General features: G+C 70.5%; 19 protein-coding genes. 4 read left to right on the top strand and 15 right to left on the bottom strand.

Going from position 1 to position 22,443, the window contains the following annotated elements:
• Positions 1 to 3: 3 nt before the first annotated feature.
• The 10 genes from rimM to ACIA1L_RS00790 form a co-directional block, all read right to left on the bottom strand.
• Positions 4 to 573: a ribosome maturation factor RimM gene (gene rimM, locus ACIA1L_RS00835; protein ID WP_396070973.1), complete on the bottom strand. Its 570-nt coding sequence runs from the start codon at positions 571 to 573 to the stop codon at positions 4 to 6.
• Positions 574 to 591: 18 nt separating this feature from the next.
• A complete protein-coding gene (locus ACIA1L_RS00830; protein WP_014447131.1) occupies positions 592 to 849 on the bottom strand; it encodes an RNA-binding protein in 258 nt (85 codons plus the stop codon).
• Positions 827 to 1,330: a 30S ribosomal protein S16 gene (rpsP, locus tag ACIA1L_RS00825; RefSeq protein ID WP_396070179.1), complete on the bottom strand. Its 504-nt coding sequence runs from the start codon at positions 1,328 to 1,330 to the stop codon at positions 827 to 829. The genes ACIA1L_RS00830 and rpsP overlap by 23 nt, the downstream gene beginning before the upstream one ends.
• Positions 1,331 to 1,654: 324 nt before the next feature.
• Complete coding sequence (locus ACIA1L_RS00820) at positions 1,655 to 2,296, bottom strand: hypothetical protein (RefSeq protein WP_396070177.1); 642 nt, start codon at positions 2,294 to 2,296, stop codon at positions 1,655 to 1,657.
• 264 nt (positions 2,297 to 2,560) lie between these two features.
• Positions 2,561 to 3,214: a DUF402 domain-containing protein gene (locus ACIA1L_RS00815; protein ID WP_396070972.1), complete on the bottom strand. Its 654-nt coding sequence runs from the start codon at positions 3,212 to 3,214 to the stop codon at positions 2,561 to 2,563.
• A gap of 37 nt (positions 3,215 to 3,251) precedes the next feature.
• Positions 3,252 to 4,658: a proline--tRNA ligase gene (proS, locus tag ACIA1L_RS00810; protein WP_396070175.1), complete on the bottom strand. Its 1,407-nt coding sequence runs from the start codon at positions 4,656 to 4,658 to the stop codon at positions 3,252 to 3,254.
• A 171-nt stretch (positions 4,659 to 4,829) separates the two neighbouring features.
• Entirely contained in the window at positions 4,830 to 5,906 is a 1,077-nt protein-coding gene (locus ACIA1L_RS00805; protein WP_396070173.1) for an amidohydrolase family protein, read from the bottom strand.
• A gap of 25 nt (positions 5,907 to 5,931) precedes the next feature.
• A complete protein-coding gene (locus ACIA1L_RS00800; RefSeq protein ID WP_396070171.1) occupies positions 5,932 to 6,411 on the bottom strand; it encodes a Uma2 family endonuclease in 480 nt (159 codons plus the stop codon).
• 64 nt (positions 6,412 to 6,475) lie between these two features.
• Positions 6,476 to 8,041 (bottom strand): signal recognition particle protein, encoded by a 1,566-nt coding sequence (gene ffh, locus ACIA1L_RS00795; protein ID WP_396070169.1) that lies wholly within the window; start codon positions 8,039 to 8,041, stop codon positions 6,476 to 6,478.
• A 64-nt stretch (positions 8,042 to 8,105) separates the two neighbouring features.
• Positions 8,106 to 8,345: a hypothetical protein gene (locus tag ACIA1L_RS00790; RefSeq protein WP_396070168.1), complete on the bottom strand. Its 240-nt coding sequence runs from the start codon at positions 8,343 to 8,345 to the stop codon at positions 8,106 to 8,108.
• Positions 8,346 to 8,617: 272 nt separating this feature from the next.
• On the opposite strand from ACIA1L_RS00790, the gene ACIA1L_RS00785 reads away from it, so the two are divergent.
• The 4 genes from ACIA1L_RS00785 (at position 8,618) to ACIA1L_RS00770 (ending at position 14,508) form a co-directional block, all read left to right on the top strand.
• The gene (locus ACIA1L_RS00785) at positions 8,618 to 10,429 is read left to right on the top strand and encodes a stealth family protein (protein WP_396070166.1); all 1,812 of its coding nucleotides are present in this window, start codon (positions 8,618 to 8,620) and stop codon (positions 10,427 to 10,429) included.
• 28 nt (positions 10,430 to 10,457) lie between these two features.
• Positions 10,458 to 11,705: a nucleotide sugar dehydrogenase gene (locus ACIA1L_RS00780; RefSeq protein ID WP_396070164.1), complete on the top strand. Its 1,248-nt coding sequence runs from the start codon at positions 10,458 to 10,460 to the stop codon at positions 11,703 to 11,705.
• Positions 11,702 to 13,783: an acyltransferase family protein gene (locus ACIA1L_RS00775; RefSeq protein ID WP_396070162.1), complete on the top strand. Its 2,082-nt coding sequence runs from the start codon at positions 11,702 to 11,704 to the stop codon at positions 13,781 to 13,783. The genes ACIA1L_RS00780 and ACIA1L_RS00775 overlap by 4 nt, the downstream gene beginning before the upstream one ends.
• Before the next feature lie 233 nt (positions 13,784 to 14,016).
• On the top strand, positions 14,017 to 14,508 hold the full coding sequence (locus ACIA1L_RS00770) for a CAP domain-containing protein (protein WP_396070160.1): 492 nt from the start codon (positions 14,017 to 14,019) through the stop codon (positions 14,506 to 14,508).
• A gap of 72 nt (positions 14,509 to 14,580) precedes the next feature.
• Here the strand turns inward: ACIA1L_RS00770 and ACIA1L_RS00765 are convergent, their stop codons facing one another.
• The 5 genes from ACIA1L_RS00765 to ACIA1L_RS00745 form a co-directional block, all read right to left on the bottom strand.
• Complete coding sequence (locus tag ACIA1L_RS00765) at positions 14,581 to 15,627, bottom strand: class I SAM-dependent methyltransferase (protein ID WP_396070158.1); 1,047 nt, start codon at positions 15,625 to 15,627, stop codon at positions 14,581 to 14,583.
• 150 nt (positions 15,628 to 15,777) lie between these two features.
• Positions 15,778 to 18,285, bottom strand: a complete 2,508-nt coding sequence (locus tag ACIA1L_RS00760; protein WP_396070157.1) for a glycosyltransferase — start codon at positions 18,283 to 18,285, stop codon at positions 15,778 to 15,780.
• A 72-nt stretch (positions 18,286 to 18,357) separates the two neighbouring features.
• Positions 18,358 to 20,562, bottom strand: coding sequence for a [protein-PII] uridylyltransferase (locus ACIA1L_RS00755; RefSeq protein WP_396070155.1), 2,205 nt, complete (start codon positions 20,560 to 20,562; stop codon positions 18,358 to 18,360).
• Positions 20,563 to 20,566: 4 nt separating this feature from the next.
• Positions 20,567 to 20,905, bottom strand: coding sequence for a P-II family nitrogen regulator (locus ACIA1L_RS00750; RefSeq protein WP_396070971.1), 339 nt, complete (start codon positions 20,903 to 20,905; stop codon positions 20,567 to 20,569).
• A gap of 25 nt (positions 20,906 to 20,930) precedes the next feature.
• Positions 20,931 to 22,328 carry an ammonium transporter gene (locus ACIA1L_RS00745; protein WP_396070154.1) on the bottom strand — a complete coding sequence of 466 codons (1,398 nt, stop codon included), beginning with the start codon at positions 22,326 to 22,328 and terminating at the stop codon, positions 20,931 to 20,933.
• Positions 22,329 to 22,443: the final 115 nt, after the last annotated feature.

Genomic DNA, 22,443 nt, shown 5'->3' with positions numbered 1-22,443 from the left:
CTTCTAAAGGTCGAGCAGGCCCTCGGGCAGGTCGACGACGACCCGGCCGGCGGCCAGATCGACCGTCGGCACGATCGCGCTGACGAACGGGATGAGCGCGGTGCCGCCCGCGGACTTGCGGAGCACGATCAGGTCGGAGGCGGGCGCGTGGTCGATCCGGTCGACCGTGCCCAGCTCGGCGCCGTCCGCCGTGACGACCTTCAGCCCGACGAGCTGGTGGTCGTGGAACTCGTCCGGGTCGTCCGGCGGCGCCACGTCCGCGCTGTCGACCTGCAACAGCACGCCGCGCAGCGCTTCGGCGATGTTCCGGTCGTGGATGCCCTCGAACTGGGCGATGATCCGGCCCTGGTGCCAGCGCAGCGACTCGAGGGTGAGCTTCCCGGGCACCTGATAGGGCACGCCGGGAGCGGAAGCGGCGGAAGCCGGACCGGTGTTCACCCGGCGATCCCGCGGGATCTCCGTGACAAACACCGATCCGGCGACGAATCTCGCCTCTGGCTCATCGGTCCGAACGGTCACCATGACCTCCCCACGAATGCCGTGGGGCTTACCGATCTGACCGACTACCAGCAGCATCGCGACAGCAGACGATCAGTACGCGTCGACGATGTCGACGCGGATGCCGCGCCCACCGATCGACCCGATGACCTGACGCAGCGCCTTGGCCGTGCGCCCGCCGCGCCCGATGACCGTTCCCAGGTCCTCGGGGTGCACGCGCACCTCGAGCCGCTTACCACGGCGCGAGTCGACCAGCCGCACCCGGACGTCGTCCGGGTTGTCGACGATGCCCTTGACGAGGTGCTCCAGCGCGGGCCGGAGCGCCCCGTCAGCTCGCGTCGGCGCCGGCACCGGCCGGGTCCTCTGCGGTCTCGGCGACAGCCTCGCGGTTCGGCTCGGCGGCCTCGGCGGGCTTCGACTCGGCCTTGTCGGCCTTCGCCTCGGTGGCCTTGGCCTTCTTCGGGGTGCTCTTCGCCGGGGTCTCGGCGAGACCGGCGGCAGCCTTGGCCTCGGCCTCGTAGGCGGCCTGGCGGTTGGCCTTCTCGGGCGCAACGAGCAGCGGCGGCGGAGCCGGCAGACCCTTGAACTGCTGCCAGTCACCGGTCTTCTCGAGGATGCGCTGCACGGCCTCGCTCGGCTGCGCGCCGACCGAGAGCCAGTACTGCACGCGCTCGCTCTTGACCTCGATCACCGACGGGTCGTGCTTCGGCTGGTAGATGCCGACGTACTCGATGGCGCGACCGTCACGCTTGGTGCGCGAGTCGGCGACAACGATGCGGTACTGCGGGTTGCGGATCTTGCCCATCCGCAGGAGCCGGATCTTAACGGCCACGGTTGTTTCGCTCCTGATGATCACGAGGGTGAGCCGACGGAACCCACGTGGGGATGCGGGACCGATGTCTCGGTGGACTGGCAACGCGATCAGGGTTAGAGGGCGCCTCACGCGTGCCGGATACCAGCTGTTCATTCTGCCAGACGTGGGGTGCCAGGTCCCAATCGGGCCGGAGAAGATCAAAATCACGATCACATGCCAGCTGTCGTGCCTGGTTGCCTGGTGCAGTCCGCAGCTCCCGCCGAGCCGGGTTCGGGCGCCCAAGAGCCTGGCGGCTCAAACCGGTCACCCGCCCCCTTCAAGCTGCGTAAGTGGTCAGAACCGTCACGCGAACCGCCCCAACGCCGTGCGCGCGACCTCGGTCAGCACAGCGTGCACCTTCGGATCGTCCGGGCCCTCGTCGACGGGCAGCATCAGGAACACGCGGAGTACGGCGTTCGCGTCGCAGACGACCAGCTCCAGAAAGCGCACGTCCAGGCGTTCGGGACGAGATGATTCGGTTCGTGCCCGGTCGCCGAGGCCGGAGATCCACACGCCGGGAGTCGCGCCCGGTTCGTTCGAGTCAGCTAGGTTGTCGCACTGCTGCCTGGCCATCAACTTCCAGTCGTACCAGGTCATGAACAGCGTGCCCCTGATCTTCGGGAAGCTCTCGTCGCTGACGGTCTGGAAGGTGCAGGAAACGGTAGTCCCGCCCTTGCCCTCGGTCGGCGCGTCCGGCTCGTCGCTGAGTCGCAGCGGGCCGAGTGCCGCGGCAAGCGGAGCGAGATCGAGGGCGGGGCAGGCGGCCGCGCGGGCCGTACGCGGCGATCCGAACATGTCGGAGAAGCCCCGCACGCCGAACGCCGCGCCGGCGATGACGAGAAGAAGGGCGACGGCAAGGTAAGCGGGGGTCCATCGAGGCTTGCGAGGGCCAGGGTCCCAGTCGGGGATGGTGGCCGTAGGGGCGGCCGGGGGTACGTCGATCACCCGGGCAGGCTACGGATCACGGACCGCCCGCGCCGCCCGTGATGGCCGTCACAGGTAGCCGGTGACCTGGGCGGGTGTGATAGATGCCCGGTTACGGACCGAGATTTCCTGCAGCGGCGAGCCGCCTGCCGGCAGGACTGCGTGGGCCAATGCACAGCGCGGCGAGCGGCAAGGCCGCGGCAAGCACGGTCGTGGCAGGCGCAGTCGCGGCAAGCACGGTCGTGGCAGGCGCAGTCGCGGCAGGCACAGTCGTGGCAGGCACAGTCACGGGCGGGGTGCGGGCGGGCGGTTCCAGCCCGGCGGGATCTCCGTGGGGACCGGCCAGGTGGGGTCGGGGTGGAAGTCGGTCCAGGTGCCGTCGAAGGGGAAGTCGCCGGCCTCGATCAGCTTGATCACGCGGCGGCCCTCGGCGCGGACCTGGGCCTCGTCGTGGACCCAGTAGTGCTCGGGGAAGGCGAGGCGTTCGGTGAACTCGTCCTCGTCCTTCCAGGTCCAGGTGCGGTCCGGGGCTACCACGATGTCGAGATCCTGGTCGATGACGTCGACGCCGGCCAGGTCGCCGTCGTCCCAGCGCAGGGCGCGTTCCTCGAGGTTGACGTACCAGCCGGTGAAGCGGCCTTGGTCGTCGCGGAAGAACCAGACGGAATGGTCGGCGTCCGGGGGGATGAACTTGAGCAGGCCCGGCCCCTGCCAGGAGGCGGGGACCGGGCGGTAGCTCAGCTGGATCCACTCGGCGAACGGCATGTCGCGGATGCCGCGGCCGTCGGTGGACTCCTCGACCAGGACCGCCGAGCCGCGGGCCAGCCAGAGGAGCAGCCCGCGGTCGTCGTCGGAGATGACCCGGCACGGGCGGACCGAGGCCAGCCGCGGGCCGTCGATGTTGCGGTAGAGGACCTGACGGCCCTGGGCGAACATCAGGCGACCCCGGCGAACGTCAAGCGGCCCGGGGCGAACATCAGTACGCGCGGGCCAGGATCGCCTGCACGCCGGGTTCGTCGTCGGACTCGGGGACGCCGCCATCCTCGCGGACGAGGCAGCGGACCGTGACCGCCTTGCCGTTCGCCTCGGCCTCGCCGTCGGTGCCGATCGCCGACCAGGGCACCCGCGCCCAGCCGGTCTGCGCGGCCTCGATGGCGTCGCCCAGGGTTTTGACGTCGACAGTGCGCTCCTGGCGGTGGGCCAGGGCCTCGTCGTGGAGACGCTGCTGGTCCTCCCGGAGGGCGCCGGTCACCACGGACACCACGTCGGCCAGCGCAACCGGGGTCTTCGTGCCGTCGATGCGCCGGGCCACCACCGCGTTGCCCGCGGCCAGGTCGCGCGGGCCCACCTCGATGCGCACCGGGATGCCCTGGAGCTCGGCGTCGACCGCGCGACGGCCGAAGGGGATGTCGGCGCGGTCGTCGAGCTTCACGCGTACGCCGGCGGCTTTGAGGTCGTCGCGGAGCTTGGTTGCCGCTTCGGTGACGCCGTCGCCGGCCTTGACCACCATGATCTGGGCCTGGATCGGCGCGAGCAGCGGCGGCAGGCGCAGGCCGTTGTCGTCGCCGTGCACCATGATCAGGCCGCCGATCATGCGGGTGGTGCTGCCCCACGACGTGGTCCACGCGTGCTCGACCGACCCGGCCTGCGACGTGTAGGTGATGTCGAAGGCCTTGGCGAAGTTCTGGCCCAGCTCGTGCGAGGTGCCCATCTGCAGCGCCTTGCCGTCGCCCATCATGGCCTCGAGGGTCATGGTGTTGGTCGCTCCGGCGAACCGCTCGCCCTTGGTCTTGCGACCGGGGACGACCGGGATGGCCAGCAGGTTGGTCATGAAGTCCTCGTAGACCGTGTGCAGGATCCGCCGCGCGTAGTCGCGGGCATCCGCCTCGGTCGCGTGCGCGGTGTGGCCCTCCTGCCAGAGGAACTCGGTGGTCCGCAGGAACGTACGCGGCCGCAGCTCCCAGCGCACGACGTTGGCCCACTGGTTGAGCAGCAGGGGCAGGTCGCGGTACGAGTCGATCCACTTCGCCATGAACTCGCCGAAGATCGTCTCGCTGGTGGGGCGCACCACGATCGGCTCGGCCAGCTGCTTGCCACCGGCGTGGGTGACCACGGCCAGCTCCGGCGAGAAACCCTCGACGTGCTGCGCCTCGCGGCTCAGGTAGCTCTCCGGGATGAACAGCGGGAAGTAGGCGTTCTGCGCCTCGGCTTCCTTGATGCGGGCGTCCATCTCGGCCTGCATGCGCTCCCAGATCGCGTACGCGGCCGGGCGGATCACCATCGTTCCGCGCACCGGGCCGTTGTCGGCCATCCGCGCCTTGGCGATGAGGTCCTGGTACCAGCGGGGGAAGTCCTCCGCACGGGGAGTGAGCACGCGAGCCATGAGGCAGCATCCTAGCCGCGCCCGGCCGACCACCGACCGGGCGGTCGGGGCGCGCCACCCATTCGATCTCTCGCCGGCAGGCGCGCCACCCCTTCGACCTCCTGCCGGCGAGCGCGCCAACAACGGACGCGGCCAGTCAGCGGACGACGCGGACCTTCATGGAGCGCCCGGTCAGCGGACTACGCGGCCCTTCAGGACGATGCGGCGGGGTTCCCGGACCACGCGCAGGTTGGCGCGCGGGTCCTCGGGGTAGACGACGAGGTCGGCCAGGCCGCCCTCGACCAGACCGGGGAAGCCCAGCCACTCCCGGGCTTTCCAGGAGGCGGCGGCCAGGACGTCCACGGCGGGGATGCCGGCCTCGTGCAGCAGGAGCATCTCCTCGGCGGCCAGGCCGTGCCGGATGCTGCCACCGGCGTCCGTGCCCACGAAGACCGGAACGCCGGCCTCGTGGGCTGCCACGACAACCTGCGGAAAGTTGTCGCGCAGGCTGAGCATGTGGTCGGCGTACCCGGGGAATTTGGGTCGGGCCTGATCGGCGATCTTGCCGAAGGTCTGGATGTTGATCATCGTGGGCACCAGGGCGGTCCCCCGCCGGGCCATCTCGTCGATCAGGTCGAAGGAGAGCCCGGTGCCATGCTCGACGGAGTCGACCCCGGCCCGCACCATCAGCGCGACCGCTTCCTCGGAGAAGGTGTGCACGGCCGCCCGCGCTCCCGCGGCGTGCGCGGCCTCCACGGCGGCGGCCATCGTCGCGGCGTCCCAGGAGGGCGCCAGGTCCCCGACGTTGCGGTCGATCCAGTCCCCCACGATCTTGACCCAACCGCCGCCGGCCTTCGCCTGCGCGGTCACGGTGTCGACGACGTCGGATGCGTCCACCTCGACCCCGATGTCGCGCAGGTAGCGCCGGGTGGGCGCGACGTGCCGACCGGCCCGCACCAGGCGCGGGATCTCCGGCTCGTCCTCCAGCTCCGGATACGGGTACGGCGAGCCGGCATCGCGCATGGCGAGCACCCCGGCGTTGCGGTCCATCGCGGCGTGCTCGCGGGCTTCGTCCAGGCTTTCGATGGCCGAGGCGCCGTAGCGGATGCCGAGGTGGCAGTGCGCGTCGACCAGGCCGGGCACGATCCACCCGCCGTCGCTGATCGTCTCGGCGTCCTTGACCGGCTCGAACGTCACCCGGTCCCCGACGAGCCAGAGGTCACGAACCTCTCCCTCGGGCAGCACCACACCCCGAACATGCAAAGCCATGCGTCAGTCCTACCCGATGGCCCGCTCAGCCCGCGCCCTGGGGCCGACAATGCCGCGCGGTCAGTGCCGGCAAGTCGACCGTCACGGGATACGGCAGCTCCGTCTCGAACATCTGCCGCGTGCTGCCGACCGCCTCGTAGTCACCACGGACGAGCCGGTATTCGCTGATCGTGATGCCTTCAGCGAAGGTGAGATCGATGACCCAGTAATGCGGGATGCCGGCAGCGGCGTATGCCTTCGTCCGGGAGAACAGCTGGTGGTAATGCCATCCGGGCGCGACGATCTCGGCAGCTAGGAGGACGTCTCGCGCGGAGACCGGGTCACGGTCGAGACGCTCGACCGGGCCGACCACCACATCCGGGCCCGGCTCACCGACCTCGCAGCTGCCCAACGTGGGACCAATGTCCAGGGCGAGACCGGGAACCGGGGCGTGATCCGGTGGGCAGTGTGCGCGCAAGGCGAGCACGACGTCCACGCTCAGAATTCGGCGGATAGCGGCGGTCATCCGTTCCTCCCGATCGACCGCCGCCTACTCTACTGGACGCGCGACTAGTTGTCTCCTGCCATCGTCAGCGCTTGTCGTCGTCGTTCTTCTTGCGGGTGAGCTTGTTGAAGTCGAGGTTGGGGAGTTTGAAGCCGGGCGGGAGACCCTGGGGACCACCACCGCCGAGGGCTCCGGGGTCCATGCCCGGGGGGAGTTGGGGCATGCCGCCCGGGAAGCCGGCGGGCATGCCGCCGCCCATGGTGCGGGGCCGGTTGCCGCCCTTGGTGCCCTTCCGCTTGTTCTTGGGGCTCTTGGTGGCCTTGCGCCGGTTGCCGCCGGGCAGGCCCATCATGCCGCCCATCTGCTTCATCATCTTCTGCGCGTCGGCGAAGCGGTTGAGCAGCTGGTTGACGTCCATGACGGTGACGCCGGAGCCGTTGGCGATGCGGGCGCGGCGGGAGCCGTTGATGATCTTCGGGTTGGTGCGCTCGCCCGGGGTCATCGAGCGGATGATGGCCGTGACCCGGTCGAAGTGGCTGTCGTCGAGCTCGGCCAGCTGGTCTTTCATCTGGCCCATGCCGGGCATCATGCCGAGGATGTTGGCGATCGGGCCCATCCGGCGGACCGCGATGAGCTGGTCGAGGAAGTCCTCCAGGGTGAACTGCTCGCCACCGAGCAGCTTGGAGGTCATCTTCTCTTTCTGATCCTCGTCGAAGGCCTGTTCGGCCTGCTCGATGAGGGTCAGGACGTCGCCCATGCCGAGGATGCGGCTGGCCATCCGGTCGGGGTGGAAGATGTCGAAGTCTTCGAGCTTCTCACCCGTGGAGGCGAAGAGGATCGGTTCGCCGGTGACGTGGCGGACCGAGAGGGCGGCGCCGCCGCGGGCGTCGCCGTCCAGCTTCGACAGGACGACGCCGGTGATGCCGACGCCGTCGCGGAAGGCTTCGGCGGTGCTGACGGCGTCCTGGCCGACCATGGCGTCGATGACGAAGATGACCTCGTCCGGCTGCACGGCGGCGCGGATGTCGGCGGCTTGCTGCATCATCTCGGCGTCGATGCCGAGGCGGCCGGCGGTGTCGACGATGACGATGTCTTTCGCCGTCCGCTTGGCGTGCTCGATGGAGTCGCGGGCGACCTGGACCGGGTCGCCGACGCCGTTGCCGGGCTGCGGGGCGTAGACGTCGACGCCGGCCCGGCCCGCGAGGACCTGGAGCTGGTTGACGGCGTTGGGCCGCTGCAGGTCACAGGCGACCAGGAGCGGCTGGTGACCCTGACCCTTCAGCCAGCGGGAGAGCTTGCCGGCGAGGGTGGTCTTACCGGAACCCTGCAGACCGGCCAGCATGATCACCGTGGGCGGCTGCTTGGCGAACGTGAGCCGCCGACCCTCGCCGCCGAGGATGTTGATCAGTTCCTCGTGGACGATCTTGATGATCTGCTGGGCCGGGTTGAGCGCCTGGGAGACCTCGGCGCCGCGGGCGCGTTCCTTGAGGTTGGCGATGAACGACTTGACCACGGGCAGCGCGACGTCCGCCTCCAGCAGCGCGAGGCGGATCTCCCGCGCGGTGGCGTCGATGTCGGCGTCGGTGAGCCGGCCCTTGCCCCGGAGCTTGGTGAAGATCCCGGAGAGGCGGTCGCTCAAGGTGTCAAACACGGCACAACTTCCCGTTGGTCAGTAGGGAGGAGATGTCCGCAAGCCTAGCTTCCCGCCGGATCGCTCACTGGTTGCGCATCCGGTACGTCTTCGCGGCCGCCTCGATCCGCCGCTGGGTGCGGGTGCCGGGGGCGAGTCCCTTCTTGGCCTTGCCGTAGAGGTAGACGCCGCCGCCGACCACGATCGCGCCCACGATCAGGTAGGCCAGTGCGCCGACCAGGGCGTCAAGCAGGGCGAACGCGACCCACCCCACCACGATCACGCCGGCGATCATCGCCACCAGGTATGCGATTGCCTTGCCCATGTCGTTACCCCCTAGGAGAGCCTGCCGTCCACGATGCCTCCGCGACGCAAGTTCGCGCATCGGGGCGCACCCGTAGGGGTGGGCGGGGGCCGTTCGGCCACGCCCCACCGGCAAATCGCGTATACCGCAGATAACAGGTGTAACTGCGGAATAGCACGGATGTCCGTAATGGCGACATCGACCGCAACCATCCGGCAGATCTCTCCGTTGAGGCACAGGTACCGGGCGGCTGACCGATCGGCCCGAACGACATCCGGCGGAAGGACGTACTCGTGCCCCTACGGCGGATCCTGCGACTGGCGCCCTGGGAGGTCCGGTCCCGCATTCTCACCTCGGTCCAGCGCCGGGTACTCCCCCGCGTCGCCGAGACCCGGCGGCTGGGTGTCGCCCGTCGGCTGGTCTCCCTCGAACCAGCCCCCCGGCTGCCGCTGATGCGCGGCGCCCGCGACGCGAAGACGATGCGGGTACGCACCGGCCGCGGCTGGGTCACGGCCCGCCGCGAGGTCGCAGCCAGCCCTGCGGGCGTACGCCGGGAAAACCTGGACCGGGTCGTCGCCGCGCTGGACGAGGCCGGGGTGGACTGGTTCCGGATTCCCGCCAAGGCCCTGCGCTCGACCGCGGTAGCCGTCCTGGACACCGATCGCGCCGCCGCCGTCCGGGTGCTCCGCGACATCACCGAGGGCGACGGCCTGCTCGACGTCGTCAAGCCGCAGCGGGCCAAGCCGGGCGCCGCCTCGGTCTTGAAGGCCAGCTGGCCGGTCACCGACCCGAACGGAAGGCTGCTCCTCGGCGCTGATCTGGGCTGCGAGATCGAATTCTGGACCGCGCGCGACGGGGTCCTGGCCGGGCCGCGCAGCAACCCCATCGCGGACGTCATCGAGGTCGATGAGCCGGTGGTGGAAGCGCCCGAGCCGGCGTTCGGCGCGTTCGCCTCGCCGCACGACCGGACGACGTACCGGACTCGCGAGATCTTCACCCTGCCCAGCCCGGAGCGGATCAGTTTCCCGATCGACGTGGTCTACACCTGGGTCGACGGCGGCGATCCGCAGTGGCAGGCCCGCAAGGCGGCCGCGCTCGGTGAGAACGCCTGGCTGGACGAGTCGAGCAAGCTCGCCTGCAACGACTCCCGGTACGCCTCCCGGGACGAGCTGCGCTACTCGCTGCGCGCCCTGCACTGCTTCGCGCCCTGGGTCAACCACATCTACCTGGTCACCGACGACCAGGTGCCGGACTGGCTGGACACCGCGCAGCCGGGTCTGACGCTGGTCAGCCACCGGGAGATCTTCGGTGACACCGGGCGGCTGCCGACCTTCAACTCGCAGGCGATCGAGTCCCGGCTGCACCGCATCCCCGGCCTCAGCGAGCACTTCCTCTATCTGAACGACGACGTGTTCCTGGGCCGACCGGTGTCCCCCGATCTGTTCTTCACCCCGGCCGGGCTGACCCGGTTCTTCTTCTCGAACGCCCAGGTGGACTCGGCGCCGCGGCGGCCCGACGACCCGCCCGCCGACTCGGCCGGCAAGAACAACCGGGAGCTGATCCGCAAGACGTTCGGCCGGGTGCTGACCCGCAAGATGATGCACACGCCGCACCCGTCGCGGATCGGCGTCATCACCGAGATCGAGCAGCGGTTCGCCGAGCACGTCAGCGCCACGGCTGACCACCAGTTCCGGCACCACGACGACATCTCGCTGCTGTCGTCGCTGCAGCAGTACTACGCGTACCTGACCGGGCGGGCGGCGCCCGGGGTGATCGCGTTCGCGTACGCCGACCTGGCGAATCCGACGTCGCCGTTGAAGCTGGCGGGCCTGCTGCGGCACCGCAATCTCGACGCGTTCTGCCTCAACGACACCGACTCGGACGAGGTGGTCGCCGCCGAGCAGATGGCGTTGCTCGCGGACTTCCTGCCGGCGTACCTGCCGTTCGCGTCGCCGTACGAAATGACTTGCCCGGCACCGGCGGTCCTGCCGCAGGTGGACCGCGGCCCGGCGCTGGCACCCGACAGCACCGGCACCGCGGCCGACGTCGCTGTCCCGGCACAGGCACACAGCGGCCCGGCCGCCACCAATTCGCCCGTCCCCTGACGGGACAGCAGCAAAGGAGATCTTTCTCGTGAGCTTCGACGTCGTCATCCTCGGCCTCGGGTACGTGGGGCTGCCCCTCGCCCAGCAGGCCACCCGCGCCGGCCTGACCGTGCTCGGCTTCGACGTCAACGCGGCGGTCGTCGACGCGCTCGGCTCCGGCCGCTCGCACGTGGACGATCTGTCCGACGCCGACGTTGCCGAGATGATCGCCGGCGGGTTCCGCACCACCGCCGACGAGACGCGGATCGCCGAGGCAGCCACCGCCGTCATCTGCGTGCCGACGCCGCTCTCCGAAGGCGACGGCCCGGACCTGCGTGCGGTGACCGGCGCGACCGAGGCGGTCGGACGCAATCTGCGGCCCGGCATGCTGGTCGTGCTCGAATCAACGACCTATCCGGGTACGACCGACGACGTGGTCCGGCCGCTGCTGGAGAAGCTGTCCGGGCTGAGCGCGGGCATCGACTTCCACGTGGCGTTCTCGCCGGAGCGGATCGACCCGGGCAACGAGCGGTTCGGCGCGCACAACACCCCGAAGGTCGTCGGCGGGTACACGGCTGGCTGCACCGACAAGGTCGAGGCGTTCTACGGCCGGTTCATCGAGACCGTCGTGCGCACCCGGGGCACCCGGGAGGCCGAGACCGCGAAGCTGCTGGAGAACACGTACCGGCACGTCAACATCGCGCTGGTCAACGAGATGGCCCGGTTCTGCCACGAGCTGGACATCGACCTGTGGGACGTCATCCACGCCGCGTCGACCAAGCCGTTCGGGTTCCAGGCCTTCTACCCCGGTCCGGGCGTGGGCGGGCACTGCATCCCGATCGACCCGAACTACCTGAGCCACAACGTCCGCAGCAAGCTGGGCTACCCGTTCCGGTTCGTGGAGCTGGCGCAGGAGATCAACGCGACCATGCCCGCGTACGTGGCCCGCCGCGCGCAGAACCTGCTCAACGCGGACGGCGTAGCCGTGCACGGCGCGAACATCCTGCTGCTCGGTGTGACATATAAGCCGAACATCGCCGACCAGCGCGAGTCGCCGGCCACGCCGCTGGCCCGGCACCTGACGTCGCTGGGCGCGGTGCTGACGTTCCACGACCCGTACGTGAGCCAATGGAGCGTGCCGGGCACCGACGACCTCGAGGGTGCCGCCGCGGCCGCCGACCTGGTGATCCTGGTGCAGCACCACCGCGAGTACGACGCCGACCACCTCGCCGGGATCGCCAAGCGGTTCTTCGACACCCGGGGCGTCACCACCAGCCGGGAGGCGCACCGCCTGTGACCGACACGAGTCTCGCGGCCGTCGCGTCCCCGCCCCGGCAGAGCCCCGGCCCTGCCGGACCGGTGGGGACCAGCACTGCGGCCCCGGCTGCCGGACCACCCCGGCACCGCCGTGACATCGAGGGGCTACGCGCGGTCGCGGTGCTGCTCGTGGTCGCGTACCACTGTGGTCTGCCGGTCGTCACCGGCGGCTATGTCGGCGTCGACGTCTTCTTCGTCATCTCCGGCTTCCTGATCACCGGCCTGCTGCTGCGTGAGGCACGCGACAAGGGCACGGTGTCGATCCCGCGCTTCTACGCCCGCCGGGCGCTGCGGCTGCTGCCCGCCTCCGCCACCGTCGTGGTGGCGACGCTTGTCGCGGCAGCACTGTGGCTGCCGCCGCTGCGCCTGGGCGCGATCCTGTCCGACGCCCTGCACACCACGATCTACGCGATGAACTACCGGCTCGCCACGGTCGGCACGGACTACTTGCAGGCGGACGCGGAACCGTCGCCGCTGCAGCACTTCTGGTCGCTGGCCGTCGAGGAGCAGTTCTACCTCGTGTGGCCGCTGCTGATCATCCTCTTCGTGCGGCGGCGCGGGCTCGGCGTGGTGCTCGGCCTGCTGACCGCCGGTTCGCTGGCGATCGCGGTGTGGCAGACGCAGGAGAACGCCGGGTGGGCGTACTTCGGGGCGCACACCCGGGCCTGGGAGCTCGGTGTCGGTGCGCTGCTCGCGGTGACCGCGTTGCGGCTGCCGCGGTGGTGCGTGCCCGCCGGCCTGGTCGCCGTGGCTGCGTCGGCCGCGGTCTACACCGCGCAAACCCCCTTCCCCGGGTACGCCGCCCTGCTGCCGGTCCTGGGCACCGCCGCGGTCATCGCGGGCGGCACCGGGCGATCGGCGGGGCTGCTGGGGCACCCGGTGCTGCAGACGATCGGGCGGCTCTCGTACTCGTGGTATCTGTGGCACTGGCCCACCCTGATGATCGCGCCGCACGCACTCGGCCGGAAGCTCGCGGTGTGGGAGAACGTGCTCGTCGCGCTGGGCGCGCTGGTGTTGGCCGCGCTGACGTACGCGCTCGTGGAGAACCCGGTCCGCAACCTGGCAGCCCTGCGCAACCGCCCGTGGCGCGGCCTCGGCGTCGGCCTCGCCATCTCGGTGCTCAGCGCCGCGCTGTGCGTAGCTGTCGTGTTCACGGCGCACCAACTGGCCGGCGTCACCAACTTCCAGGCCAAGGTGCTGAACCCGGCAACATTCCAGCCCGAGGGCCTGCCCGCGGAGATCGCGGCCGCCACCCGGGCACCCGGTGTGCCGGCCAACCTCACGCCCACGCTGGCGAAGGCAACCAAGGACAAGCCGCGCTACTACCGCGAGGACTGCTCCGGCGCCTTCGACGACCCGGAGGTGAAGAAGCCCTGCGCGTACGGCGACCTGACCTCCAAAACCACCGTCGTGCTGTACGGCGACTCGCACGCCGGGCACTGGTTCCCGGCGCTGGAGGCCGCAGCCCACCAGCGGCACTGGAAACTGGTCGTGGTGGCTAAGAGCGCCTGCACCGCCGCGGACGGCATGATCTTCCTGCCGCAGCTCAAGCGCGAGTTCACCGAATGCGTGCAGTGGCGCAAGGACGCCTGGCGCTACATCCGCTCGCTGCGCCCGGCCAAGGTGCTGATGTCGTCCACGTACCCGACGCTGAAACTACTCGGCGTGACCGGCAACCTGGACGTCGAGTACGTCGCCGCCTGGCAGCGGTCCCTGCGCGCAGTCTCCACGCCGGGCGCCGAGGTGTACTTCATGAACGACACCCCGTGGCTGAAGGCGTCGACTCCGGAGTGCCTGTCCGAGCACATGGACGACCCGATGGCCTGTGGCCGGGAGCGCCGTAGTGCGATCGCTGAGCCGGCCCGCCGCAAGCTGGTCGCCGACGCGATGCGCGCGGGCGGCGCCACGGTCATCGACCCGACGCCGTGGTTCTGCACCGCGACCGATTGCCCGCCGATCGTCGGCAACACGCTGGTCTACCGGGACCAGCACCACGTCACGACGGCCTACAGCCGGCTGCTGGCACCCCAGCTGGGCGCCGCTCTCGCGGCTCCCTAGCGCTCAGAACACCGCGAGGAGGCTCGGCAGAGTGCGCTGCCGGGCCTCTTTGCATCCGTACGGCAACCGGCCGCCGAACCCAGCGGAAACTCGCGGAGGGCAGGCACCCGGGCGGCAACTCAGCGCTCACGCCAAGGCACCCGTAACGGCATCAGTGAATACCGCGGCCGCACCGAAGGGATATGCGTAGCCGGCGAACAGCGCCGGCGCGGATTACCCGAAAGGTTGTGCCCGTGCAGAAGACCCTGGTCCGCCGCCTCGCCACCCTCGCGCTGATCCCCGCCGCCGCCATCATCGGCCTGATCACCCTCGCGAGCCCGGCCCAGGCCGCCACGGTCTCCCCCACGACCCTCCAGACGCAGGTCGTCACCCTCTCCAACCAGGCCCGCGTCAAGGCCGGCTGCAAAGCCCTCAAGGTCAACGCCGCCCTGCTCTGGGCCGCCCGCGGCCACAGCAAGTACATGGCCACCACCGGCCGCTTCAGCCACACCGGCGCCCGCAACTCCACCTTCACCGCCCGCGCCCGCGCCGCCGGCTACACCGCCGCCCGCAGCGAAAACATCGCCTGGGGCTACCGCACCGCCCGCGAAGTCGTCAACGCCTGGCTCAAGTCCCCCGGCCACCGCGCCAACCTGCTCGACTGCGGCGCCAAGACCATGGCCGTCGGCGTCGTCTACGCCGCCAACGGCGCCCCGTACTACACCCAGGAGTTCGGCAGCCGCTGAACCTGAAGCTTTGTTCGCCCCCCGAAAGACCGGCCGGCATGCCCCCGCATGCCGGCCGGTCTAATTTTCGGTTCAGGCGGGGACAGACGTCTTGGTACCGCTGCGCAAGTAGGAAAGGACGGCGTGCCGTCCCAGCAGTTGCGGCTCGGCGGTCAGGCCGGCGATGTTCTCGGTCCAGCGCCGCACCGCGTCCTGTTCGTCGGGGCGGTTCACGTCGTCCAGGATCACCGTCGCCTCGGCGGACAGCCGGCTCTGCAACGCGTGCAGCGCGGGATAGCGCGCGTCCGGACCGGTGGCGGCGGGCGGGCCGTCGATGAGCAGCAGGTCGATGTCGCGGATGCCGCCCAGCTTGTCGACGTCGTACCAGCGGTAGGTGCGGCCGTCGACCACCAGGTCGGTCAGCGGGGCGGTGCGCACTTCCGCCACGGCCGAAAGCCCGTGCGCCGCGAGCAACTGGGTGGTCCGGGTGGCATGTTCCGAGTCGTGGTCGTAGGAGACGAGCCGTCCGCCGATCTGTTCCAGGACGTACCCGAGCCACACGGCTGACGTGCCGCTGCTGCCGAGTTCCACGACGAGCTGCGGCTGGCGCTGGCGGACGAGGTGCAGCAGGCTGAGCAGGTCGGTGGGGTTGAGGGCGAGGTCGCCGGACGACGGCATCGGCGCCCGCGGGGTAAATTCGGCGAAGAGTTGGAACATCGCCTCGATTTCTCGGCTCTGCGCGCGCAGCAGCAGATCGTTGCCGTGGCCGTGCTGGCGCAGCCCTCGGGTCAACGTCCGGGTCAGTTCCTGGTGCCGGTCGCCGGCGGTGAGGCGTTCTTTCTCGACGCCGGCCACGACCCGGCGCTGCATCTGCTCGACGACGATGCGGAGGTCGCGGTGGGCGAGCTGGTTGGCGCGGTAGATGCCGGTCATCCAGCGGGACAGATGCAGGACGCCGAGCAGCACCCCGAGCAGCAGCAGCGCGACGAGCGAGATGGCGAGGCCTTGCCGGTCCGTGGCGGCCGCCGTCCAGATGGCGGCGACGAGCAGGCCGACCGCCATGAGAACGATCGCTTGCGGGCGGGTCACGCTCTTCCACCGCTCCGACACACGACCGCCGAACTGGGTCAGGCCGCTCATTTGCTCAAACCTCCGATGTGCACACGACTCACAGTCGCCTAACGGCGCCGGCTAACCACCCGTTACGCCGAGTTTGATGGGCATTACCTCCCGGCCCTCGCCGTTCTGGCCGTCCACAGCGTGCGGACGGGAGCAGCTCGGTGCGGTCGGTCATGCCAAGGCGGGTTCGGGTGTGCGCTGGGCCGGCGCGGCGTTTTGCGGGGCGTGGATCAGGCTGGCGATGCGGTCCACGTAGGCGAGCGCCTGGTGGGCGTTGGCGACGACGAGGCGCGCCCGGCGGCTCTGCTCGGCGAAGAGCACGCGGTCCTGGCTGTATCGCTTGATCAGCCCGGCTACTTCGGCGGGAGCGCAGTAGACGGCGGCGTCGCCGAAGATGGCCGCGTGCCGTTCCTGGGTGACCACCACGCACCCCTGCGCGGCTGCCTCCAGCGCGGGACGGGAGAAGGTCTCCACCGTCGCCGGGTGCGGGAAGTGCAGATAGAAGTCGAGCTGGTGCAGGAAGGTCCGCAGGTCCAGGTCCGCGGCCTCGTAGACCAGGTGTGAGCGGGGTCCACCGAGGCCCACGTCGATCCGCGGCCAGTCCGGCAGCCGCAGCCGTACGTCGACCCGCCGCAGGTCGTCATAGACGTACAAGGCCTCGCGGGTGTCCCGCGGCCACACCCCGTTGTCGCACAGGTCAGTCCCGGCGACCGGCACCCGGATAGCGCCGTCCCGCACCGTCGTCCACTGCTCGGTGCTCACGACCGTGGGCATGTCGTAGGGCGTCAACTCGATCGTCGGGTACGTCCGCAGCACCGCCCGGATCTCCGGGTCCTGCGGACTCCACACCACCGGCGCCTCGAACAGCCGCTTGGCGGTGCGGGTGCAGGTCGACGGGTCGTAGCGGTGGTCGGTGCCGTCGGAGCGTACGGGTGCCTGGTCCGCGACGATGACCACCCGCCGCGGCCGCAGCAGGCATGCGTCGCCGGAGGGGAATTGCAGGGCGGCCGCATGCCGGACGACGGCCAGCGCGGCGGTGTTCTCGTCGCCGGGCAGCACCTGGTCGATGCGGCCGGCGTTGACGAGTTGCTGGATCGGCGCGGCCAGCGGGTAGCGCTGGCGGGCCATGGGTCGCAGCGATTCGACGTGCAGGACGGCTACTCGCAGGCCGCGGTCCGCGCAGGCAATCATCTCGTCGAGGGCGGAAAGTTGGGGGCCTTGCAGGAACCGCCAGTCGCCGACCATCACCAGGTCGTAGTCGGGGCGCTGGGGTGCCGCACCGCGGGCGTACGCGAGGTGGTCGGGCGCGGCGAACGGCCGCTCCCCGCCGTCTCGCGGCAGGTAGGGCTTGGCGGCCCGGGCGGCGATCTGGGCGTGCCACAGCTGGTAGGCCGAGGCGTACGCGACTCGCGAGGGGTGCATCCAGTAGGCCCGGATTTCGGACCGGGACAGCGACCCTTGGGAGAGCCGGATCAGTGCCAGTGGGTCGGATTCGATGTGCCGGACGGCCCGTTCCCCGAAGACAGCGCGCATCCGTCCGATGTACTCGGAGTCGGCGGCCTTGCGGACCCGGTCGAAGTAGCCGATCCGGTCCATCACCTCCTGCCGCCGGAACAGCAGCGACGACGGGTTGAACCGGCCGCGCCGGACCGCCGGCCGGGTGAGCACGAGCTGCTCGGTGACGGCGAGGCCGTCGGTGGTGGTGGCGACGAGCCGGGCATTTTCGAGCAGCGGCCGGATCTGCACTTCGAGGCGCCGCGGGTGGGACCAGTCGTCGGAGTCCTGGAAGGCCACGAACTCGCCTTCGGCGGCGTCGAGTCCGGCGTTGCGTGCGGCGTAGGTGCCCTGGTTGGTGGGCTGTTTCACGACCCGGATCCGGGGCCCGAGCGCGACGGCCCGCTCCAGCACCTCGTCGTATTCCGGCGGCGACGCGTCGTCCACGATCACCACTTCGACGTTGCACCAGGACTGGGCAAGGATCGAGCGGACCGCGGTGATCAGGCCCTCGTCGGGGTGGAACGCGGTGACGATGACCGTGATCCGGTGCGGCTCGTCCACCGGCACAGGCGGGGCGGTCACGGTGAGCCGGTCGAACGGCGGCAGCCCGTTGGCCGGGTCCAGCGCCGGATATGGCTTCGGCATGAGCCGTTGGAAGGCCGCGAGCCAGGGCGCGACCGGGAGTTCACCGTCGCTGGCAAACGGATTCGCCACGTCGATCTCCAGGTCGCTGCGGACGGCCCCGCTCATTTTCGGGTACGCCCGCAGCAACGCCCGCGCCGCCGCGGCACCCTTCCACGTGTACGTGAGCTGCGCGTGCAAACCCTGGTGCGCTACGGGCACCGCCTTGGCACCGAGCGCCCCACGGACCAGCTCGTAGATGCCCAGCGCATCGTCTCGGTCCGTCGGCAGCATGTCCTGCAACGCCACCGTCTGCGCCAGTCGGGCCAGCACGGACGGCCGCAGGGTGCGGCGGAGTTTCCGCAGCCACAGGGTGTCACCGGCCCGCGCGGCGGTCAGCAGTCCGGCGTACGTGCCCTCAGTTTCCCGCAGCGCGATGTACGCCAGCAGTTCCCGCATCTCCAGCGAGCGGATCCGGATCGCCGTGGGCGGCACGGCCCGCTGCACGTGGTACTGGGCGATCCTCAGGTAGTCGTCGAGCAGACCGGCTGGTTCCCCCATGCGGCAACAGACCCTCTTCGTACGCCCGAGATTGTCACCAATGCAACGCTGCCGCCGCGCGCGAGGTGACGGTCAGGCGACGGCCAGGACGGCGGCTGCCACCTTGGCGCGAGCCTCGGCGTCGTCCCACGCACCGACGAGGTAGAAGGCATCGACCACGTCACCGCCGAGGGTGGAGATGCGCGCGGCACGGACCTCAGCTCCGGCGTCGTCCAGGGCGGTGGCGACCCGGTGCAGCAGGCCGGCGGAGTCGGCCGCGCGGAGTTCCAGCACTACGGCGTCGGTGGCGGCGGCTCGCAGCCAGACGACTCGCGGGGCAGCGCCGTCGCGGGCTGGGAGCGGGCGGGCGCGCAGCCGTTGGGTCACTGAGACGTCTCCGGCGGCGACCCGACGCAGGTCGGCGGCGAGCGCCACCGGGTCGGCCGACCAGCCGTAGCGCGGCTGGGTCAGGAACTCGACGATGCCCCGGCCGTCGACCGCCGCCGCGTCCGCCGCGATGACGTCGAGGCGGTGCAGGGCGAGACAGGCGGCGACGGCGCCGAGCAGCCCGCGCCGGTCGGCCGCGGCCACCACGACCCGATCGCCGTCGAGGTGCACGGCGGGCAGTGCGCCGGAGCGCAGTTCGGGGCCGGGCTCCGGCGGCTCGGGCAGCGCACCGGTGTCGAGGGCGGTGTGCACGCGCCGCACCAGCTCGGCCAGCAGGCGGCCTTTCCAGTCGGTCCACGCGCCCGGGCCGGTGGCGTGGGCGTCGGCGCGGGCCAGCGCGTGCAGCAGGTCCAGGGTGGCGGTGTCGCCGACCTGCTCGGCCACGGTCGCAATGGTCACCGGGTCGCTCAGGTCGCGCCGGGTGGCCACGTCGGGCAGCAGCAGGTGCAGGCGAACCAGCTTCTCGATGGTTGCCACGTCCGCGGGCGGCAGGCCGATCCGCAGCGCCACGTCCGCGGCGATCGGGGCGCCGACGAGGCTGTGGTCGCCGGGCAGGCCCTTGCCCACGTCGTGCAGCAGCGCGCCGATCAGCAGCAGGTCGGGGCGGTCCACTTCACGGGTGTACGCGGTCGCCTCGTACGCCGCCTGCACGAGGTGCCGGTCGAGGGTGTACCGGTGCACCGGGTGGTGTTGGGGCAGGCTGCGCATCCGTGCCCATTCCGGCAGCCAGCCGTCGATCAGGCCGTACCGGTCGCAGGTTTCCCAGGTGGGCAGCAGGCCGGGACCGGAGCCGAGCAGCGACACCAGCGCGGCGCGGGCGGTGCTCGGCCAGGGCGTCGGCAGCGGAGGGCAGAAAGCGGCGAGCCATTCGCAGGTGGCGCGCGCGATGGGCAGCCGGGCGGTGGCGGCTGCGGCGGCCACCCGCACCGACAGGGCCGGGTCGGGTACGGGTCCGATCGCCGTCCGGGCGAGCACCAGTTCCCCGTCCTGTTCGACCACGTCCCGGGCCACCGGCCTACGGGTGGGCGAGCCGGGGATGGTGCCGCGGCGGCGTACCCCACGCAGCCGGTCGGCGGCGCGCCACGCATCGTCGAGGGCGTGCGCGATGGTCCTCGCGTCGCCGGAGACGCGGCGCAGCAGCGCATCGCCGTCGTCGAGGTCCAGCAGCCCGGCCACGGTCTCGCGTTCCTGGGCGATCAGTCGATCGACTCGGCGGCCGGTGGTGAGGTGCAGGGCGTCGCGGGTGTCGAGCAGGTGCAGCCCGGCGGCGCGGACGGCGGGGCGGAGAGTGTCGGCGAGTCCGGCACGGCCGATGCCGCGCAGGATCGTCAGGTCGCGAAGGCCACCGGCGGCTTCCTTGAGGTCGCCTTCGAGGAGGAACGCCAGCTCGCCGTGGCTCGCCCAGCGGGTCGCGGTGAGCTCTCGCAGCTGCGGCAGCATCCGCACTGCGGTGCGTCGCCACTGGTCGCCGGCAGCGGCGATCAGCTCCGCGGAAAGGTCAGCGTCGCCGGCTATGTGTCGGGCGTCGAGCAGGCCCAGCGCAACCTTCCCGTCGTCGCAGGCAACGGACAAGGCCTCGGGCAGGGTCCGCACCGAGTGGTCGAGGCCGTGTTTGGCGTCCCAGATCGGATACCACAGCGCGGCGGCGATCCGATCGATGCCGGGTGTGCCGCGGTGCAGCAGGACCAGGTCGAGGTCGCTGTGCGGGGCGACGTCCCGCCGACCGAGCCCGCCGACCGCCACCAGGCTGACGCCCGGAACATGACCGGGGAAGAGTCCCGTGAGCCAGGAGTCGTGCGCCGCGGCCCGGTCTTCCCGGGCCGCGGCGCCAACCTGGTCGCGAATGGTCACGTCGTTACAGGGCGTCGAGGCCGCGTTCGCCGGTGCGGACCCGGACCACCTCGTCCACCGAGGTCACCCAGACCTTGCCGTCGCCGATCTTGCCGGTACGGGCGGCGGAGACCACCGCGTCCACGACCTTCTCGACGTCGATCTCGTCGGTGACCACCTCGACTTTGATCTTCGGTAGGAACTCCACCGTGTACTCGGCGCCCCGGTACACCTCGGTGTGGCCCTTCTGTCGTCCGTATCCCTGTACCTCGCTCACGGTGAGCCCGGCGACGCCCAGGGCGTGCAGAGCTTCCTTCACCGCATCGAGCTGGTAAGGCTTGATGACCGCGGTCACCAGCTTCATGCTGAGTCCCTCCATGTCAGAGAACTTAACCGGCGATCTTCTCCGACGGCGCCGTCTTGCCGTCGGCGGGCTTCGAGGCGGGCTCGGGAACGCTTCCGGTCAGGCCGGCCATCGCGAAGGCGCCACTGCCGGCGCCGCCGCCGCTCGGGGTGAGTTCATAGCCGGTCTCACCGTGGTCGGCGATGTCGATACCGGAGACCTCGGCCTCCGGCGTGAGCCGCAGCCCGTTGACCTTCTTGATGATCAGCGCGATGACCGCGGCGATGGCGAACGAGTAGACCGTCACGACCAGGCTGCCCAGGAACTGCCGGCCCAGCTGGGTAACGCCGCCGCCGTAGAAGATGCCCTCGCTAGCGTTCAGGATGGCCGGGTCGGTGATGCCGGCGTTCACCTGCGAGGTGGCGAAGAAGCCGATCGCCAGGGAGCCGATCCAGCCGCCCACGAAATGCACGCCGACCACGTCGAGCGAGTCGTCGTAGCCGAGGCGGTACTTCAGGCCCACCGCCAGTGCACACACCGCTCCAGCGATGAGACCGATGAGCACCGCCGGCAGCGGCGCCACGAACCCGCACGCCGGGGTGATCGCCACCAGGCCGGCGACCGCGCCGGAGGAGGCACCAACCAGCGTCGGCTTGCCGTCGCGCAGCCATTCCACGACGACCCAACCGCACAGTGCGGCAGCCGTGGCGACCTGCGTGTTGAGAAAGGCGAAGACCGTGGTGCCGTCGACGGTCAACTCGGAACCGGCGTTGAAGCCGAACCAGCCGAACCACAGCAGCCCGGCGCCCAGCGCCACGAACGGCACGTTGTGCGGGCGCATGTTCTCCCGCGGCCAGCCCACCCGCTTGCCGAGGATCAAGCACAGGGCGAGCGCAGCGGCACCGGCGTTGATGTGCACGGCCGTACCGCCGGCGAAGTCGAGGGCGCGGATCTTCGAGCCGATGAAGCCACCGCCCCAGACCCAGTGCGCGACCGGGACGTAAACCAGGGTGAACCAGGCGAGCGCGAAGACGACCCAGCCGGCGAACTTCATCCGGTCCGACACCGCGCCGCTGATCAACGCGACCGTGATGATCGCGAACATCATCTGGAAGCCCATGAACGCGTACGTGGGGATGCCAGTGTTCGCGCCGAAGAACAGCCACTCTTCGGTGATGCCGCTGGTGCCCGTACCGAAGTAGTCGAAGTTGCCGATCACGGTGTTCAGGCCGTCGCTGCCATTGACGCCGAAGGCGAGGGTAAAGCCGTAGAGCACCCAGAGCACGGAGATGAGCCCGATGCAGGAGAAGCTCATCATCATCATGTTGAGGACGCCCTTGGACCGGTTCAGGCCGCCGTAGAACAGCGCGAGACCCGGAGTCATGAGCAAAACGAGCGCAGACGACAGGAGCAACCAGGCCGTGTTGCCGGTGTTGATCTCCACGCTGCCTCCTCTCGGAGAACGGGGGCCGAACCCGAGGCAGCGCCGCGCCGGTCGACCGGTGTGATGGCGGGAAGCCTTCCGGTCGGCTGTTTCACGCAATGTCCGTGCGTGATTT

The organism is Actinoplanes sp. NPDC051859, from assembly GCF_044452725.1.
Lineage (GTDB): Bacteria > Actinomycetota > Actinomycetes > Mycobacteriales > Micromonosporaceae > Actinoplanes.
Note: the sequence above shows the minus strand (reverse complement) of the source record. Positions and strands in the feature narration are given on the sequence as shown.

What these genes read in the sequence shown, in the direction of transcription:
- ACIA1L_RS00760 (WP_396070157.1), bottom strand. Translation starts at nt 18,285, where the DNA reads ATGGGGGAACCAGCCGGTCTGCTCGACGACTACCTGAGGATCGCCCAG.
- ACIA1L_RS00805 (WP_396070173.1), bottom strand. Translation starts at nt 5,906, where the DNA reads ATGGCTTTGCATGTTCGGGGTGTGGTGCTGCCCGAGGGAGAGGTTCGT.
- ACIA1L_RS00800 (WP_396070171.1), bottom strand. Translation starts at nt 6,411, where the DNA reads ATGACCGCCGCTATCCGCCGAATTCTGAGCGTGGACGTCGTGCTCGCC.
- ACIA1L_RS00765 (WP_396070158.1), bottom strand. Translation starts at nt 15,627, where the DNA reads ATGAGCGGCCTGACCCAGTTCGGCGGTCGTGTGTCGGAGCGGTGGAAG.
- ACIA1L_RS00790 (WP_396070168.1), bottom strand. Translation starts at nt 8,345, where the DNA reads ATGGGCAAGGCAATCGCATACCTGGTGGCGATGATCGCCGGCGTGATC.
- proS (WP_396070175.1), bottom strand. Translation starts at nt 4,658, where the DNA reads ATGGCTCGCGTGCTCACTCCCCGTGCGGAGGACTTCCCCCGCTGGTAC.
- ACIA1L_RS00750 (WP_396070971.1), bottom strand. Translation starts at nt 20,905, where the DNA reads ATGAAGCTGGTGACCGCGGTCATCAAGCCTTACCAGCTCGATGCGGTG.